A 16014-nucleotide genomic window follows, 5' to 3' on the forward strand; every position below is an offset into this window, starting at 1 on the left:
TATCGCTCAGCTGTTCGCGCGTCCAGCCCGCTCCAAACCCGTGCGGGACATGGCGCGCCTGGAGAAATTGCACTAAGGTTCGTTAAGAATTTATGCGAGGTGTGAGGATTATATGGCTTCCGATCAATCACTGCCGGTGAGCGAGCCGGTTACGGATGCTGCCATCGTCACGCCGCCTCCGAAAATCAAAAGCCGAAAAAAAATTATCGACCCCGTAGAGCTCGAAAAGGCCGTCGACGCCCTGTGGGAGGCAGCCGACAAGCCGGAAGGTTTCCGCACCGAGCTGCTCGCGCTGTTGCGCCGGACTGTAGATGAAGGCCGTTCCGAGATCGAGCGCCGGTTTCTTGACAGCAATGACGGCGCCGAGGCGATCCGGGCCAATGCCTACCTGATGGACGTACTCGTCCACAGCGTCGCCGAGACGGCGACGCAGAAGATCTACAAGAACGCCAATCCAACCCAGGGCGAGCAGATCTGCATTGCGGCGGTCGGCGGTTACGGGCGTGGCGAGATGGCACCGTTTTCCGATCTCGATCTGCTTTTCCTGCTACCCTACAAGCAGACGCCATACAGCGAGCAAGTCGTTGAATATATTCTCTATTTGCTCTGGGATTTGCGACTGAAAGTGGGTCACTCGACCCGTTCCGTCGATGAATGCGTGCGGCAGGCCAAGGCGGATATGACGATCCGCACCTCCCTGCTCGAACTGCGCTATCTCTGGGGCTCAGAGCCTCTCTTCGCCGATCTTCGCGAGCGTTTCCGGAAGGATGTCGAAACAGGCACCGCGATGGAGTTCGTCGAGGCCAAGCTGGCGGAGGCGGAAGAACGACACGAACGGCTCGGCGACAGCCGTTACGTCATCGAACCGAATATCAAGGAGGGTAAGGGCGGGTTGCGTGATTTGCACCGCCTGTTCTGGATCGGCAAGTACGTTTACAAGGTCGACAAGGTGAAGGATCTGGTGGACCGGGGTGTTCTGACGGCGGCGGAGGCTCGCAAGTTCGCCAAGGCCCAGAAGATGCTCTGGACCATCCGTTGCCACCTGCACTATCTGACCGGCCGGGGTGAGGAACGCCTTACCGTCGATCTTCAGACCGAGATCGCGAAGCGTATGGGCTATACCAACCGGGCCGGAGCGGTCGCGGTGGAGCGCTTCATGAAACACTATTATCTGACCTCAAAGGATGTGGGCGACCTGACACGGATCTTCTGCGCCAATATCGAGGCTGAAAATCAGAAACGGCCGCGCCTCAGGCTCTCCTGGGCGTTTTCCCGCAAGCCCGATGTCGGCGATTTCCGGGTCGACGGTGACCGTCTCAACGTCACCGATGACGAGATGTTTTCGCGTGATCCGGTCAATCTGATCCGCTTCTTCCACACGGCCCAGAAACATGACCTGGAACTGCATCCCTATGCGCTTCGGCTGGTGACGCAGAACCTGAAGAAGATCGACAAGGAATTACGGAAGAACGAGGAGGCAAACCGGCTCTTCGTCGAGATGCTGGAGGCGCCGCAGGGGCCGGAGCGGATCTTCCGGCGGATGAACGAAGCCCAGGTTCTTGGCCGATTCGTGCCGGATTTCGGCCGGGTCGTCGCCCAGATGCAATACGACATGTACCATGTCTATACGGTCGACGAGCACACCATCGTCATGCTCGGTATCCTGCACAAGGTCGAGAAGGGCGAGTTGGCTGACGCGGCGCCGATCGCCAGCGAGGTCGTACACAAGGTGCTGTCGCGCCGGGCGCTCTACGTCGCTGTCTTTCTGCACGATATTGCCAAGGGGCGTGGCGGGGACCATTCCAAGCTCGGTGAGCGGGTGGCCCGCCGGCTGTGCCCGAGACTGGGGCTCACGGATGAGGAAACCGAGACTGTCGCCTGGCTGGTGCGCTGGCATCTGCTGATGACCTATGCGGCCTTCAAGCGTGACGTGAACGACCCGAAGACAGTACAGGATTTCTCCGCCATCGTGCAGTCGCCGGAACGGCTGCGTCTGCTGCTGGTGCTGACTGTCGCCGATATCCGGGCGGTTGGGCCGAATGTCTGGAATGGCTGGAAGGCGGCGTTGCTGCGCGAGCTTTACTGGGCGGCTGACGGGACTCTCTCCGGCCTCGGTGAGGAGGCAGGCCGCAAACGGCGCACGGAAGAGGCCAAGAACGCTCTGGCGGAAATGCTGCCAGACTGGTCGCAAAAGGAAATCGAGTGGTATCAGGCCCTCGGCTATCCGGATTATTGGCTGGCCTTCGATGCGGAAGCTCATGTCCGCCATGCCCGCATGGTGCATGCGGCCGAGGCCGAACAGCGGGACCTGGCGGTCGAGAGCCGTGTCGACACTGCCCGCGAGGTGACTGAAATCACCGTCTATACCTCTGACCATCCGGGCCTGTTCTCGCGGGTGACCGGGGCTATGGCCGTTTCCGGCGCGAGCATTGTCGATGCCCGGATTGCGACCTTCAGCAATGGCATGGCGCTGGATGTGTTCTGGATCCAGGACGAGGACCGCAAGGCCTTCGACCGGCCGGACAAACTGGCGAAACTCTCCGTTGCCATTGAACAGGCCCTGACAGGCCGGCTGAACCTGCTGTCCGAACTGGTAAAGCGCCGGCGCAACATCGAACGCCGGGCCCGGGTCATGAAGATTCCGACCCGCGTTCTGATCGACAACAAGGCAAGCGTGACCCACACCGTGATCGAGGTGAACGCGACGGACCGTCCCGGCGTGCTCTACCGGATCGCGCGGGCACTCCGGGAGATCAAGCTGCAGATTTCGTCCGCCAAGATCTCGACCTACGGGGAAAGCTTTGTCGATGTGTTCTATGTGAAGGATCTGTTCGGGCTGAAGATAGACTCGGAAACCAGGATCCAGGAAATCCGCAGCGCCCTGCTGACGGCTCTTGCCGAGGACGCCGCCTCCCCCCCGGGAGAAAGCAATTCGTCTTGAGCGCCGCGATCACGCCCAGATTGAAGCGCATTCCTCTCCCGCGCTCGACCTGAAGCCCGTTCCCGATTTGAAGACAGAGCTGACATGTCCCTGATCCGCGCCGCTGCGACCGTTGGCAGTTTTACCATGATGAGCCGCGTTACCGGCTTCGTTCGCGATGTCCTTATCGCCGCCATTCTTGGTGCGGGGCCTGTGGCGGATGCGTTCTTCGTCGCTTTCAAGCTGCCGAACTTCTTCCGGCGGCTGACGGCGGAGGGCTCCTTCACGGTCGCCTTTGTGCCGCTTTTCGCCGGGACTCTGGAAGCAGACGGCGTGGCGGCGGCCAAACGCTTTGCCAGCGAGGTGCTGGCCATGATGTGCGCCGTGCTGTTGGCCCTGACCCTTGCCATGCAACTGACCATGCCCTGGGTGATGCATGTGATGGCGCCAGGGTTCGTTGCGACTCCGGATCGTTTTTCGCTGGCAGTCGAGCTGACGCGCATCACCTTTCCCTATTTGCCGCTGATCTCCCTGGTCGCGCTCTATGGCGGCATTCTGAATAGCCTTGACCGGTTCGCGGCCATGGCGGCGGCGCCGATCCTGCTGAACCTGATCCTGATCGGCGCCATGGTCGGTTTCGCGGACCGGCTGGAGACGCCGGGCCATGTACTGGCCTGGGGGGTGGCGGCCGCCGGTCTGGCGCAGTTGGTCTGGCTGATCGCGGCTGCACGACGGGATGGCTGGACCCTCACGCTCCGTCTGCCAAAGGCGACACCGGGTGTCCGCAAGCTGTTCCGCCTGATGCTGCCGGCCATGCTGGGTGCCGGTGTGGTGCAGATCAATCTGCTGATCGATATGGTACTGGCCTCGACCCTGCCGCTCGGCTCGATCTCCTTTCTCTATTACGCGGACCGGGTGAACCAGCTTCCGCTCGGGGTCATTGGTGTTGCCATCGGCACGGCGCTCCTGCCGATGCTGTCCCGGCAATGGCGGGCGGGCGACGGCGCGGCGGCGCTTGAAACGCAAAACCGGGCGCTGGAATTCGGCGCTTTGCTGACTGTTCCGGCCGCCGTTGGCATTGGCGTGCTGGCAACCCCGATCATCACGGTCCTGTTCGAGCGTGGTGCTTTCGAGGCTGCGGATACGGCCGCTACGGCCGCTGCGATGATCGCTTTCGCCAGTGGCTTGCCGGCTTTCGTGCTGGTGAAGGTATTGCAGCCGGGCTTTTTCGCCCGGGAGGATACGAGAACCCCGGTTAAGGTCGCGGCGGCGGCAGTTGTGCTCAATCTCGTGCTGAACCTGATCCTGATGCAGTATCTCGCCCATGTCGGGCTCGCTCTGGCGACGGCGATTGCCTCCTGGATGAATGCCCTGATGCTGGCACGTCTGCTCGGCCGGGATGGTGCTTTCCATCTGGATGCCCGCTCCCGCAGGCGTCTGCCTCGGATCCTGCTCTGCGCACTGCTAATGGGCGGCTGTCTCTATGGTGCGCTTCAGCTTGCGGAGCAAACGGTCCCGGGTCTTTTCTCGGGCGCAACCGCAGGAATTGCCGGTCTGATAGCCTTGATCCTGCTGGCACTGATTGTCTATTTCGGCTCGGCGCTTATTACAGGAGCCATGCGTTTGTCGGATATGCGCGGGGCGCTCCGCGGTAATCGTCGCCAGAGCTGAACCAGTCCGGCCTTGACCGCCAGCCAGCCTCCCGCAATAAATCAGGCCCTTTTTCGCTTCAAACCTATGGATCGCGTCAGATGAACCGCATCTTCTCGGGCGTTCAGCCCACCGGTAACCTGCATCTCGGCAATTATCTGGGTGCGATCCGCAACTGGGTGCAGTTGCAGCGTGACTATTCATCGATCTTCTGCGTCGTCGACATGCACGCGATCACCATGCCGCCGCACGATCCTGCAGAGCTGCGCCGCGCCACCCGCGAGGTTGCTGCCGGCATGATCGCGGCCGGGGTTGACCCCGACGATTGCATCATCTTCAACCAGTCGCAGGTCCCGGCCCATGCCGAGCTGACCTGGATCTTCAACTGCGTCGCCCGCATCGGTTGGCTGAACCGGATGACCCAGTTCAAGGAGAAGGCCGGCAAGAACCGCGAGAACGCGACCGTCGGGATCTATGACTACCCGATCCTGATGGCCGCCGACGTGCTCGTCTATAAAGGCACCCATGTGCCGGTAGGCGACGACCAGAAGCAACATCTGGAGCTGATGCGCGATACCGCGCAAGCCTTCAACAGCATGTATGGCGTCGATTTCTTCCCGCTGCCGGAGCCGATGATTTTTGGATCCGCGACCCGGGTAATGAGTCTGCGTGACGGCACCAAGAAGATGAGCAAGTCCGATATCTCGGAATATTCGCGCATCAATATGACCGACGAGGCGGACGACATCGCCCAGAAGGTCCGCAAGGCGAAGACTGACCCGCTTCCGATCCCGGAGACGGCGGAGGAACTGGCGGACCGGCCGGAAGCCCGGAACCTGATCTCGATCTATGCGGCGCTTTCGGGTGTCGAGACGGATGCGGTGCTGAAGGATTTCGCCGGTAAGGGCTTCGGCGATTTCAAGAAATCCTTCGCTGAGCTGGCGGTCGAGGTTCTCGGGCCGATCGGCTCCGAGATGAAGCGCCTGACGGACGATCCGTCCTCGGTCGATGCGGTTCTCCGCAAGGGTGCCGAACGGGCCCGGGAAATCGCCGAGCCGGTTATCGAGGAAGCCAAGGAAATCGTCGGCTTCCTCAAGCCGTAACGGTTTCCACACCGTAGGGCGCGAAGATTTCCACTGGATTGCGCAGGCCGCGGATGGGATGTCGTCCAAGCGGTTTCACCGGCAGCTTCACCATCCGGGCGATCAGATCCGATGCAACGATCGGGTGGCCCAGTTCCTTGGCAAGACCCTGTAGCCGGCTGGCCAGATTGACCGCCGGTCCGATGACGGTGAAGTCCAGCCGGGTCGGGCTGCCTATATTGCCGTAGCTGACGTCGCCGACATGCAGGCCGAGCGCATGTTCGATCACCGGCTTGCCATGTTTTTTGCGGATGGCATTGCGGCCGCGCAGCAGAGTCTGCGCTTCGATTGCCGCCTTCAGTGCCGAATCGGCGTCTTTTTCGGCGCTGTCCGGGCCGAGCGGGAAGATGGCGAGCAGTCCGTCGCCGATGAATTTCAGAATTTCGCCGCCGCGTTCCTCGATCGATTGCGACATTACTTCAAAGTAATCGTTCAGCAACGAGATGATCTCGGGTCCGGGCAGGGCGTCCGAGGCCGCGGTGAAGCCGCGCACATCGGCATAGAGGATGGCCGCACGGATAGTTTCCGTGCTGCCGCGCCGGATCGCACCGTTCAACACCCGCCGGCCGGTATCGTGCCCGAGATATACCTGCAGCAGTTCCTCGGTCAGTTTCTGGCGTTCCAGGATTTCGATCCTGAGAGCCAGCACCGGAAGCAGGCTATCGAGGATGCTCAATTGCTCGGTCGTAAAGCCATGCTCGGTATCCGTCGTCCAGGTAACGAAATTGATCTCACCGTCACTGAATTTCAGCGGCATGGCGACATAGTCGGTCGCGCCCTGCTGTTTCAGGTCCATCAGAACGGGATAGTCCAGCGGGACGGTGGGATCCGTCAGCCGGCGGCGGATGGCGCCCGCACCGTTGAAGATCACGGGCAGGGGGCTGGTCTTGAAGCTTTCCGTTTCCTCGATGCCGTGCAGCACCATCAGCTCTTCCGGATCGCGCATTGTCTTGCGCCAGATAACGCTGCGGCCGTTTGCCTGCGGATGCAGCGTGCGGATGAAGCAGGAGGCCCGCTGAAGCGGCATGCCCTGGGCGACCAGGAGATGGCAGAGATCCCGCATCAGGGCGCGCATCGAGAGGATGCCGGTCGAGCGCTCCAGCAGCCAGCGTCCGGGCGGCAAAGCCAGGTCATCTTCGGTGAGCGCACTGCCGGTCGGGAGCAGGTCCGCCGGGTCGGCACCGTGATGCATGATGCGGATATGGGGCCGCGCGGAGTCTTCGGGAAGGTTCTGCGCCAGGGTCGCTCTCCGTTGCTTGATTGGGTGCCCGGTATGGAAAGACTGTCTTTCCTTGCGCCCGAAATGCAATTTGATGATAAGGCAGGCGGACGATTGCAAAAAGTGGGCTTGAAATCCGCGCCGGCAAGGTCACTCTATATGGTACCAATTTGGTGCCCGGCGATATGCGGCACTGTAAGGACGTAACGGCACTGGCGCCCGGAAAAGAAGGCGCCGACCGGAGCGAGCCTCTCAAGGAGAGAACGAAATGTTCATTCAGACTGAAGAAACGCCGAACCCGGCAACGCTCAAGTTCCTTCCTGGACGGGAAGTCATGGGAGCCGGAACTGCGGAGTATCGCTCCGAGGAAGAGTCGGCCGGCAAATCGCCGCTGGCGGAGCGCCTGTTCGATGTCGACGGTGTGAGCGGCGTTTTCTTCGGCGGTGATTTCGTCACTGTGACGAAACGGGATGACAAGGAATGGTACCTGATGAAGCCGGCTGTGCTCGGCGTCATCATGGAGCATTTCACCGCAGGCCGTCCGGTCGTGACGGAAGATTCCAATTCCGGCCATGCCAGTGACGGTGAGGACAGCGAGGTGGTCTCCCAAATCAAGGAACTGCTGGATACGCGCGTGCGCCCGGCTGTCGCCATGGATGGCGGCGACATCGTGTTCGAAAGCTTCGACGAAGGTGTGGTGACGCTCTTCATGCGCGGCGCCTGCGCCGGCTGCCCGAGTTCGACTGCGACCCTGAAAATGGGTATCGAGAACATGCTGCGCCATTATATCCCGGAAGTCCGCGAGGTTCGCGCCGCGGCCATGTAAAGACCGCATGCCGCGAATGGCAGCTATGCCGTAAACGCGGTGGCGGGGAATAAACGACACAGTTATCTAAAATGCCGTCCACTGTCGGCAGAATGCGTCGTGGCACTCCCCCTCACTGAACGTTGCGTGCACATGCCGTCATTTCACACGGCCGCTCTTGTCGGCGGTATCATTCTGCTGGCAAGTCAGGTCCCCGGACTAATCGACAGCACCCAGCCGGCCCCTGCCAGCTTTTCTGCAGAGAAGCCGCCTGCCGAGCGCGTGGTTGCTCCTGCAAACGCCCCTCTGGACGTTGCGAAAGCGGATGACTTCGAGGTGGTTCTGCAGGAGACCGGGTTCGATTTGAACGATATCCGGCGGGGCTCCGACTTGGTGCCTGCGGTTTATCTTGCCAGTCTCCCGGAAGATCTCGGCAGTCTTGACCAGGTCAAGCGCAAGAAGCAGCTCTTCTTCTCCGCGGTCCTGCCTCTGGTCCTGCGCGCCAATGAAAAAGTAGCGCGTGAGCGCGTGAAGCTGATCCGGTTCCGGGACCGTGCCCTTGACGGCGCCCAGCTGCGGCCGGTTGAGCGGGAGTGGCTGCTGGAGCTTGCCGACAGCTATGGGGTTGATGCAGAGGGTGCTGAAATCGGCCCCGGCCTGTTTGCCAAACTTCTGCTCAAAGTCGACGAAATCCCGGTTTCGCTCGCTCTGGCGCAGGCGGCTGTGGAAAGCGGCTGGGGAGCCTCCCGCTTTGCCCGCAATGGCAACGCACTGTTCGGGCAACGGGCATGGACAGAGAAGGCAGGCATCGCTCCGAAGGAGCGCGCCAGTGGTGAAAAGCACGTCGTGCGCAAGTATGACAGCCTGCTGGGTTCCGTTGCGTCCTATATCCACAACCTGAACAGCCATCCGAGCTATCGAGATCTCCGGTTGCGCCGCGCCTCGCTGCGGGCAACGGGACGAGCGCTCGACGGCAATGTGCTTGCCGGCGGACTTCTGTCCTATGCGGAAATCGGCCAGGAATACGTGGATATGCTGCGTCTCGTGATCGCCAAGAACAGGCTGGGCGATTTCGAGGGAGCAATCCTGGAACGCCCCCTCGTAACCGTATCCGGCTAAAGCCCCGTTCTTATCTCGGCACGACGAACTGTGTGCCGAACCAGCGCCATCTGTTGTCCGGTCCGGGCATCGTGCAGTTGATGCGCGAACGGCCCGGCGGGAAGGCTTGCTTCAGCCGAACCTCGACCCGCTGCTCCAGATATTCGAGATGTGTCTCGCCTTCGCTCGACGCGAAGCATGACAGGCTGCCCGGGTTGCCGACAGAGCTGTCCAGGGTAAAGCCAAAGGCCGGCGGGTTTTCGCCCAGCAGCGGGTCCTTCGGCAGAACGTCGGATACAGGCAACGGCAGGGCGTTGGTGACCAGGCGGAATCGGTCGATCCCGCCATACCGTTCGTTCAGGGCGAAACGAGGCAGCGTCAACGGGTCCATGCCGTCATAGGCAACACCGGAATGCTGACCGAAAGCCGCGTTGAATCCCGCATCGGCGACTGCCTTGCGAACCATCAGGCTGTATTCACCGTACGGATAGGCGAAAAGCGCAGGCCTTTCCTTGAGTTCCTCGACGAAACGCTGGTTTGAATCGGCCAATTCGCGATCCAGCGCCTGGCGGTCCAGCGTGGTCATGTGAGGGTGTGACTTGGTTTGGCTGCCGATAGTTACGCCACCGTCTTTCAGCTCCCTGATCTGGTCCCAGCTCATATATCCCTGGACCTTGCGGTCGATGACGCCGGTGGCAACAAAGAGGGTGAACGGAAGGCCGGCGGCTTTCAGCCGGGGCCATGCGTGCTCGTAGACCGAGAGATAGGCGTCGTCGATCGTGATCGCGATGGTGTGATCGGCGAGCGGTTTGCCGGTTTTCAGCGCTTCGATGATTTCCGGCAGCGGACGGACCTTGTACCGCTCCTTCTTCAGCTCCTCGAGATGCTCCTCGAATTGAGCGATGCGAATGCTGGTCGAAGGATAATCGTTCTCTCCGAACCGGTGATACATGGTCACGACGGCGCCGGAAACCTCTTCGGCTGCTGCGGGCCCATCCATAGGGTTTGCAAGACAGGCGACAAGTGTCAGGGCGGCCGTGATGGCTGTCCGGATCTTTCTTGGCATGGAAGCTCCACTACGGAAGGCGCGGTGAAAATGCATGCGGTATGGCATAAACGCTATATTCCCTTGCTCTCGTCCGCCAACGTGGTTTACAGGCGGCGATGCGATTGGAAAAGTTGCACTTTCAGGCCGCTCTGTCACCCTAACATACGCTATTTGCGGCGGAAATTAAGATGCTCTCTACTTCCGGTACAATTATCGGCATCGATTCCAGCACCGGTGCCTGCTCTATTGCGGTGTGTCGTGGCGGCACAATGCTGGCTCATTTCCACGAAGACATGACGCGCGGCCAGTCCGAGCGCCTGGCGCCAATGGCGGCAGCCGGACTCGCGGCGGCCGGGCTTGGCTTTCCGGATCTGGATGCCATAGCCGTAACGCGCGGACCGGGCTCCTTCACGGGACTTCGAATCGGTATGGCTTTCGCCAAGGGTCTTGGCCAGGCACTTGGTATTCCGGTTTTCGGGGTTACGGGGTTTGACGCGGTTGCCCGCGCGGTTTTTGCAACAGAAGCCGCCGCTGGCCATGGCGTCGCCGTTATTCTGGAAAGCCGGCGGGCGGACCTGTTTCTGCAGGTATTCACCACCGGCGGGACTCCGGACGGTCCTCCGGTTGCGTTGCCGCCGGAGGATATTGCAGCCAGGCTTTGCCAGGCAGGCGCCGCTCCGTTGCTGCTTGCCGGCGACGCGGCGGACAAGGTGCTGGCGGTTCTCGATCAGGAGAGCGCGGCAATGCTGCGCAGCAGCTCGATCACCGCTCCGGATGCCCGGGAGGTTGCCCTGATCGGATTGGAAATGGCGGCGGGCGGAGATGATCCGGCACCAATACAGCCGCTGTATCTCCGGGCGCCGGATGTAACGGCGCCGAGGGCTGGATGACGGAGCTGGACGGCTACAGGCTCATCGGGGATATCGAAACCTATCTCGACGATGCAGCAGCACTGCATCAGGCTATTTTTGACAGGCCCTGGTCGCAGGACGCTTTGCGGGACTTGCTTGCGATGTCCGGTGCGGACGGCGCGGTTGTCCTGTCCGGCACGCGCGATCCGGCATTTGCCGGATTTGTCCTTTTTCAGTGCATCGGCGATTCTGCCGAAATTCTGACCCTTGCCGTTGCCCCGCATCATCGGGGAAGGGGGCTGGCGCGCTCTTTGGTGCAGCAGGTGTTCGCGCGTGCCCGCGAAACCGGGGCCGAAAAGGTGATGCTTGAGGTGCAGGACGGCAATTTGGCGGCAATCCAGCTCTATGAAAGCCTTGGAATGACAGCTTTCGACCGGCGCCGAAACTACTATAAAGCGGCGGACGGTAGCCATGCCGATGCCATAATGATGCAGCTATTCTTCGATAATTGATGGCCCGAGAGGCCGCACGCCTTGCAGAGGGCCGGAAATCATCCGGATTTATGCGGGTTCCGAGTGCAACCAGTTTGTCATCAGAGTGTGTGAAAACTGTCACCGTTCAGTCGGTATAAGCCGATACCGGGTGGCTTCTTGGGGTCCCGTCCGGCGCGCGGTTCCCATACTGTTCGGGGGATGTTCCTCGTAACGGGATTACGCGTAGCTATATCTGAAGAATGAGAGTGCCGCTGCGCGGTACAATTGGTTCCGATAGCCTGTGGCCTCGATAACAGGGATGCGACAAATCATGGGATTCTCGATTCCGACGAGAACAGCACTTTCCGAAACCACTGCGGCCGAAACCGCACCGGTCGTGATGTCCGGGACGGCGCCGCTGTCTGACCAGACGCTCGTCTCCGGCTCGCTCGAAGTAAAGATTGCGACGACCGAGGAAGATATCCACGCAGCCAAGCGCCTGCGCTATCAGGTCTTCTATGAGGAAATGGGCGCGATTCCGTCCCCGGCTGCACGCGCGAGCCGTCTGGATGAGGATCCGTTTGACGATGTCGCGGATCATCTTCTGGTGCTGGACCACACGCGCGGCAAGGGCCCCGAGGCCGTGGTCGGGACCTATCGCCTGATCCGCCGCGCCGGTGCTGTTGAGGCGGGCGGTTTCTATACCGCCGACGAATTCGATATTGCCAAACTCGAGGCGCAGCCTGGCGAGATTCTCGAGCTCGGGCGTTCCTGCACTGCGGATGGCTATCGCACCCGCCCGACCATGCAGCTGCTCTGGAAGGGCATTGCCGCCTACGTGTTCCAGAACGACATTGCCGTGATGTTCGGCTGCGCCAGCCTGCCAGGCAATGACGCGGCCGCGCTTCGGACTCAACTCGCCTATCTGCATCACAATCATCTGGCGCCGGAGCGGATCCGTGCTTCCGCGCTGGCGGAGCGCTACACCGAGATGAATCTGGTGCCGGCCGAGGAAATCGATGCACGTCGCGTTGCTGCCGCGCTTCCGCCTCTGATCAAGGGGTATCTGCGGCTTGGCGGCTATGTCGGTCACGGGGCCGTGGTCGATCATCAGTTCAATACGACCGATGTCTGTGTCATCGTCGAGACCAGCAATGTCTCCGACAAGTACTACAAGCATTATGAACGCGAGGCGCGCGGGGTCGTTATACAATGAGTGTCGCCGGTGCCCTTGAGGAGTTGAATGAAGACGACGTCTTTGTTGATTCCGGATTGCTCGGGACCTGGGATCGTGGGGCCGAACCGGCGGAAGCGGCGGGCATGATCGCTCCGTCCCGGAGCCTGCTATGGCGCAGGCTCGCGCTCTATAGCGCCCTGACGCTTGGCCTGCTGCCGGTCCAGATGCTGGCACTGGCTCTCCGGGCGCCGCTATCGGCCAGTCTGCCGCTTTTCTATCACAGCCTCTGCGCCCGCCTGCTTGGCTTCCGGGTCCGTACCCGCGGCACGCCGCTGCGCAAGGGATCGGTGCTCTATGCCAGCAACCATGTCTCCTATTTCGACATTGTCGTGCTGGGCAGCCTGCTGCGCGCCAGTTTTATCGCCAAGAGCGAGGTCAAGACCTGGCCGGGTTTCGGTCTGCTTGCGACCCTGCAGCGCACTGTTTTCGTTGAGCGGCAAAGAGCCCGCTCGAAGGAACATGCGGACGTCATCGCCGACCGTCTTTCGTCGGGCGACCGGCTGATCCTGTTCCCCGAAGGCACGAGCAATGACGGTAACCGCACGCTGCCCTTCAAGAGCTCGTTGTTCGCCGCCGCCAAGCCCTCTCGGAGCGACGCATCGACCCGTTCCGACCTGCGCATTCAGCCGGTCTCTGTGACCTACACCCGGCTGAACGGCATGCCGATGGGGCGCGGGCTCAGGCCGTTCTATGCATGGTATGGCGACATGGATCTGCTGCCGCACCTGCTCGACGCGCTGGCGCTCGGCCGGGTTGATGTCGATGTCGAATTTCATGAGCCGGTGGACCCTGCGGAATTTCGAAACCGCAAGGAACTGGCCGCGCATTGTCAGCGCATTGTCGCCAATGGTGTTTCTCGGGCGCTCTCAGGCCGCAGTGACGCTACGTCCTGACACCACATCCTGACGCGGGAGTGCCTTTCAAAATTCCTCACATCAGAACGGTTACGCGGCTTGACTGGACGCTTCCCGGTGTTAGCATTTCGGGGATGAACAGAAACGCACGCTGGAATTTCAGTTGCACTCGGCGTATTGCTCCCGCCGTACCCATGAAATTCGACCCTTCGAGCGACCATAAGGCGCGGCGCGCGTGAGCAAAAAACTTTATATCAAAACCTACGGCTGCCAGATGAACGTCTACGACAGTGAGCGTATGACAGACAGTCTGGTGTCTCTCGGCTATGACCCTGTAACCACGCCGGATGATGTCGACATGGTGATCCTGAACACCTGTCACATCCGGGAAAAGGCAACGGAAAAGGTCTTTTCCGAACTCGGTCGGATCCGCAAGGAAAAGGAAGCCCGCGCAGCGGGCGGAAAGCCCTTGCTGATCGCGGTCGCGGGCTGCGTTGCCCAGGCCGAGGGCGAGGAAATCGTCAAGCGCGCACCCTATGTCGATCTGGTGTTCGGACCGCAGACCTATCACCGTCTCCCGGAGCTGGTCCGCGCGGCTGAAGAAAAAGCGGCGGATTACCGGGCGACATCGGGCGGACGCGGTTCCCGCGGTGCCGGTGTCGTCGACACCGATTTTCCGGCGGAGAGCAAATTCGATCATTTGCCGGAAGAACGTCATTCGAATGCTGCGGCCGCGTTTCTCAGCATCCAGGAAGGCTGCGACAAGTTTTGCAGCTTCTGTGTGGTGCCCTATACGCGTGGCGCGGAGTTTTCCCGTCCGGCGGATCAGGTGATCGCCGAGGCGCGACGGCTGGTGGCCTCAGGTACGTCGGAGCTCACCCTGCTCGGTCAGAACGTCAACGCTTATCATGGCGAAGCAGGCGGCGGTGAATGGGGTCTCGGCAGGCTGATCCGGGCGCTGGCCGAGATCGACGGGCTGGAACGCATTCGCTACACCACCTCGCATCCGAACGATGTGGATGACGACCTGATCGCCGCGCATCGCGACGTGCCGCAGTTGATGCCTTTTCTGCATCTTCCGGTGCAATCCGGCTCCGACAGTGTGTTGCGGCAGATGAACCGAAAGCATGATGCGGATTCCTATCGCCGCATCGTCGACCGGCTGCGCGAAGCCCGCCCGGACCTGGCCCTGTCGTCCGATTTCATTGTCGGGCACCCGGGCGAGAGCGACGTGGATTTTGCCGATACACTCAGACTTGTAGCGGATGTCGGATACGTTCAGGCCTATTCGTTCAAATACAGTCCGCGCCCCGGCACACCGGCGGCCGGGACGGACCTGCAGATCGACGACGCTGTGAAGTCAGACCGTCTGGAAACCCTGCAACAGCTGCTGAATGCGCAGCAGCTTGCCTTCAATGTGGCCAGTGTCGGCGCTGTCCAGCCGGTGCTGGTCGAGCGCAAGGGACAAAAAGAAGGTCAACTTGTTGGCCGGGGTCCCTATATGCAGGCCATACACTTTGCCGGACCGGACCGGCTGATCGGTGCGATTGCCGATGTCCGGATTGAACAGGGACACGCCAACTCTCTTTCGGGAACCGCGGTGATCGGCGAATGGGCCGGCGCGTCAGGCCCGACAACGCTCACCTCCGACCATGAAAGGGCGATTGCTTGAGCATCATTGACGAGGCCACCGAAGTCATTCATCTGGAATTTGCCGACCATGATCTGGTGCCGGCTTTGCTCGGCGAGCATGACCGCAATCTGGCGCGAATCGAACAAAAGCTTCAGGTTTCGATTTCCTGCTTCGGAAACAAGGTCACCGTTGAAGGTGAAAAAGATGCGGTGGTTACGGCGCAATCCGCGCTGACCTCGCTTTATCGCCGCCTTGAAGGTGACATCAAGGCCGGTAAAAAGCTCAAGGCCCTCGATTTTGGGACTGTCGACGCCGCAGTGAAGTGGGCGCAGAACACGGGCGACGCCGCAAACGGCGACAGCAACGGTTTTAATGACCGCTCTGCCTTCGTGCCGACGTGGAAACGGGCAATCCAGCCGCGTTCACCGAACCAGCACCGCTATATTCAGGCCCTGTCGAAAGACGAGCTCGTGCTTGGCCTTGGACCGGCCGGTACAGGCAAGACCTATCTGGCGGTTGCCATGGCTGTTTCCATGCTGATGGAACGCAGGGTCGAGCGGCTGATCCTGTCGCGTCCGGCGGTGGAAGCGGGCGAACGGCTCGGCTTCCTGCCCGGCGATATGAAAGACAAGGTCGATCCCTATCTTCGTCCGCTTTATGACGCGCTTTACGACATGATGCCGGGCGAGCAGGTCGAGCGGCGGCTTGCGGCCGGTGAGATCGAAGTGGCGCCGCTCGCCTTCATGCGTGGCCGGACGCTCGCTAATTCCTACATCATCCTGGACGAAGCGCAGAACACAACGCCGACCCAGATGAAGATGTTTCTGACCCGTCTCGGCGAGAATTCGCGGATGGCGATCACCGGCGATCCGACGCAGGTCGATCTGCCTTTCGGAGCGAAATCGGGTCTGACGGATGCGATACATGTGCTTGGCCGAATTCCCGATGTCAGCCTCATCGAGTTCACGGCCAGAGACGTTGTGCGCCATCCGCTGGTAACGAAAATCGTCAATGCGTACAGTGAACGTGAATCGACCCGTCTTGACGGGTCCAGTTAGAGAAAACAATGGAGTGTCCGCGCGTG

Annotated in this window: 13 protein-coding genes; 11 read left to right on the forward strand and 2 right to left on the reverse strand. The window is 61.0% G+C overall.

Annotated elements, in window-relative coordinates:
• Nucleotides 1-112 precede the first annotated feature (112 nt).
• The 3 genes from K328_RS23840 (at nt 113) to trpS (ending at nt 5673) form a co-directional block, all read left to right on the forward strand.
• Nucleotides 113-2941: a [protein-PII] uridylyltransferase gene (locus K328_RS23840; protein ID WP_036554000.1), complete on the forward strand. Its 2829-nt coding sequence runs from the start codon at nt 113-115 to the stop codon at nt 2939-2941.
• An 84-nt stretch (nt 2942-3025) separates the two neighbouring features.
• Nucleotides 3026-4591, forward strand: coding sequence for a murein biosynthesis integral membrane protein MurJ (gene murJ / locus K328_RS0112525; protein WP_028466267.1), 1566 nt, complete (start codon nt 3026-3028; stop codon nt 4589-4591).
• A gap of 80 nt (nt 4592-4671) precedes the next feature.
• A complete protein-coding gene (trpS, locus tag K328_RS0112530) occupies nt 4672-5673 on the forward strand; it encodes a tryptophan--tRNA ligase (RefSeq protein WP_028466268.1) in 1002 nt (333 codons plus the stop codon).
• On the opposite strand, the gene K328_RS23845 is transcribed toward trpS, so the two are convergent.
• The gene (locus tag K328_RS23845) at nt 5663-6904 is read right to left on the reverse strand and encodes an adenylate/guanylate cyclase domain-containing protein (protein ID WP_156901307.1); all 1242 of its coding nucleotides are present in this window, start codon (nt 6902-6904) and stop codon (nt 5663-5665) included. The two genes, trpS and K328_RS23845, sit on opposite strands and share 11 nt — an antisense overlap.
• 295 nt (nt 6905-7199) lie before the next feature.
• On the opposite strand from K328_RS23845, the gene K328_RS0112540 reads away from it, so the two are divergent.
• Both K328_RS0112540 and K328_RS23850 read left to right on the forward strand, forming a co-directional pair.
• A complete protein-coding gene (locus tag K328_RS0112540; RefSeq protein WP_028466269.1) occupies nt 7200-7757 on the forward strand; it encodes a NifU family protein in 558 nt (185 codons plus the stop codon).
• A gap of 99 nt (nt 7758-7856) precedes the next feature.
• The gene (locus tag K328_RS23850; RefSeq protein WP_156901309.1) at nt 7857-8855 is read left to right on the forward strand and encodes a glucosaminidase domain-containing protein; all 999 of its coding nucleotides are present in this window, start codon (nt 7857-7859) and stop codon (nt 8853-8855) included.
• Nucleotides 8856-8865: 10 nt separating this feature from the next.
• On the opposite strand, the gene K328_RS0112550 is transcribed toward K328_RS23850, so the two are convergent.
• Nucleotides 8866-9900, reverse strand: a complete 1035-nt coding sequence (locus K328_RS0112550; RefSeq protein WP_028466270.1) for a polysaccharide deacetylase family protein — start codon at nt 9898-9900, stop codon at nt 8866-8868.
• 170 nt (nt 9901-10070) lie between these two features.
• On the opposite strand from K328_RS0112550, the gene tsaB reads away from it, so the two are divergent.
• From tsaB to K328_RS0112580, 6 genes are all read left to right on the forward strand, one after another.
• Nucleotides 10071-10772 (forward strand): tRNA (adenosine(37)-N6)-threonylcarbamoyltransferase complex dimerization subunit type 1 TsaB, encoded by a 702-nt coding sequence (tsaB, locus tag K328_RS0112555; RefSeq protein ID WP_028466271.1) that lies wholly within the window; start codon nt 10071-10073, stop codon nt 10770-10772.
• Nucleotides 10769-11245: a ribosomal protein S18-alanine N-acetyltransferase gene (gene rimI, locus K328_RS0112560; protein WP_051284846.1), complete on the forward strand. Its 477-nt coding sequence runs from the start codon at nt 10769-10771 to the stop codon at nt 11243-11245. Before tsaB ends, rimI begins: the two co-directional genes overlap by 4 nt.
• A 361-nt stretch (nt 11246-11606) precedes the next feature.
• On the forward strand, nt 11607-12422 hold the full coding sequence (locus K328_RS0112565; RefSeq protein ID WP_036554204.1) for a GNAT family N-acetyltransferase: 816 nt from the start codon (nt 11607-11609) through the stop codon (nt 12420-12422).
• Nucleotides 12419-13336 (forward strand): lysophospholipid acyltransferase family protein, encoded by a 918-nt coding sequence (locus K328_RS0112570; RefSeq protein WP_245577523.1) that lies wholly within the window; start codon nt 12419-12421, stop codon nt 13334-13336. Before K328_RS0112565 ends, K328_RS0112570 begins: the two co-directional genes overlap by 4 nt.
• Before the next feature lie 196 nt (nt 13337-13532).
• Nucleotides 13533-14969 (forward strand): tRNA (N6-isopentenyl adenosine(37)-C2)-methylthiotransferase MiaB, encoded by a 1437-nt coding sequence (gene miaB / locus K328_RS23855; RefSeq protein ID WP_084608269.1) that lies wholly within the window; start codon nt 13533-13535, stop codon nt 14967-14969.
• The gene (locus K328_RS0112580; protein WP_245577526.1) at nt 14966-15988 is read left to right on the forward strand and encodes a PhoH family protein; all 1023 of its coding nucleotides are present in this window, start codon (nt 14966-14968) and stop codon (nt 15986-15988) included. The genes miaB and K328_RS0112580 overlap by 4 nt, the downstream gene beginning before the upstream one ends.
• The last annotated feature ends 26 nt before the right edge of the window (nt 15989-16014 follow it).

Source organism: Nisaea denitrificans DSM 18348, from assembly GCF_000426505.1.
In the GTDB taxonomy this organism is placed as follows: domain Bacteria; phylum Pseudomonadota; class Alphaproteobacteria; order Thalassobaculales; family Thalassobaculaceae; genus Nisaea; species Nisaea denitrificans.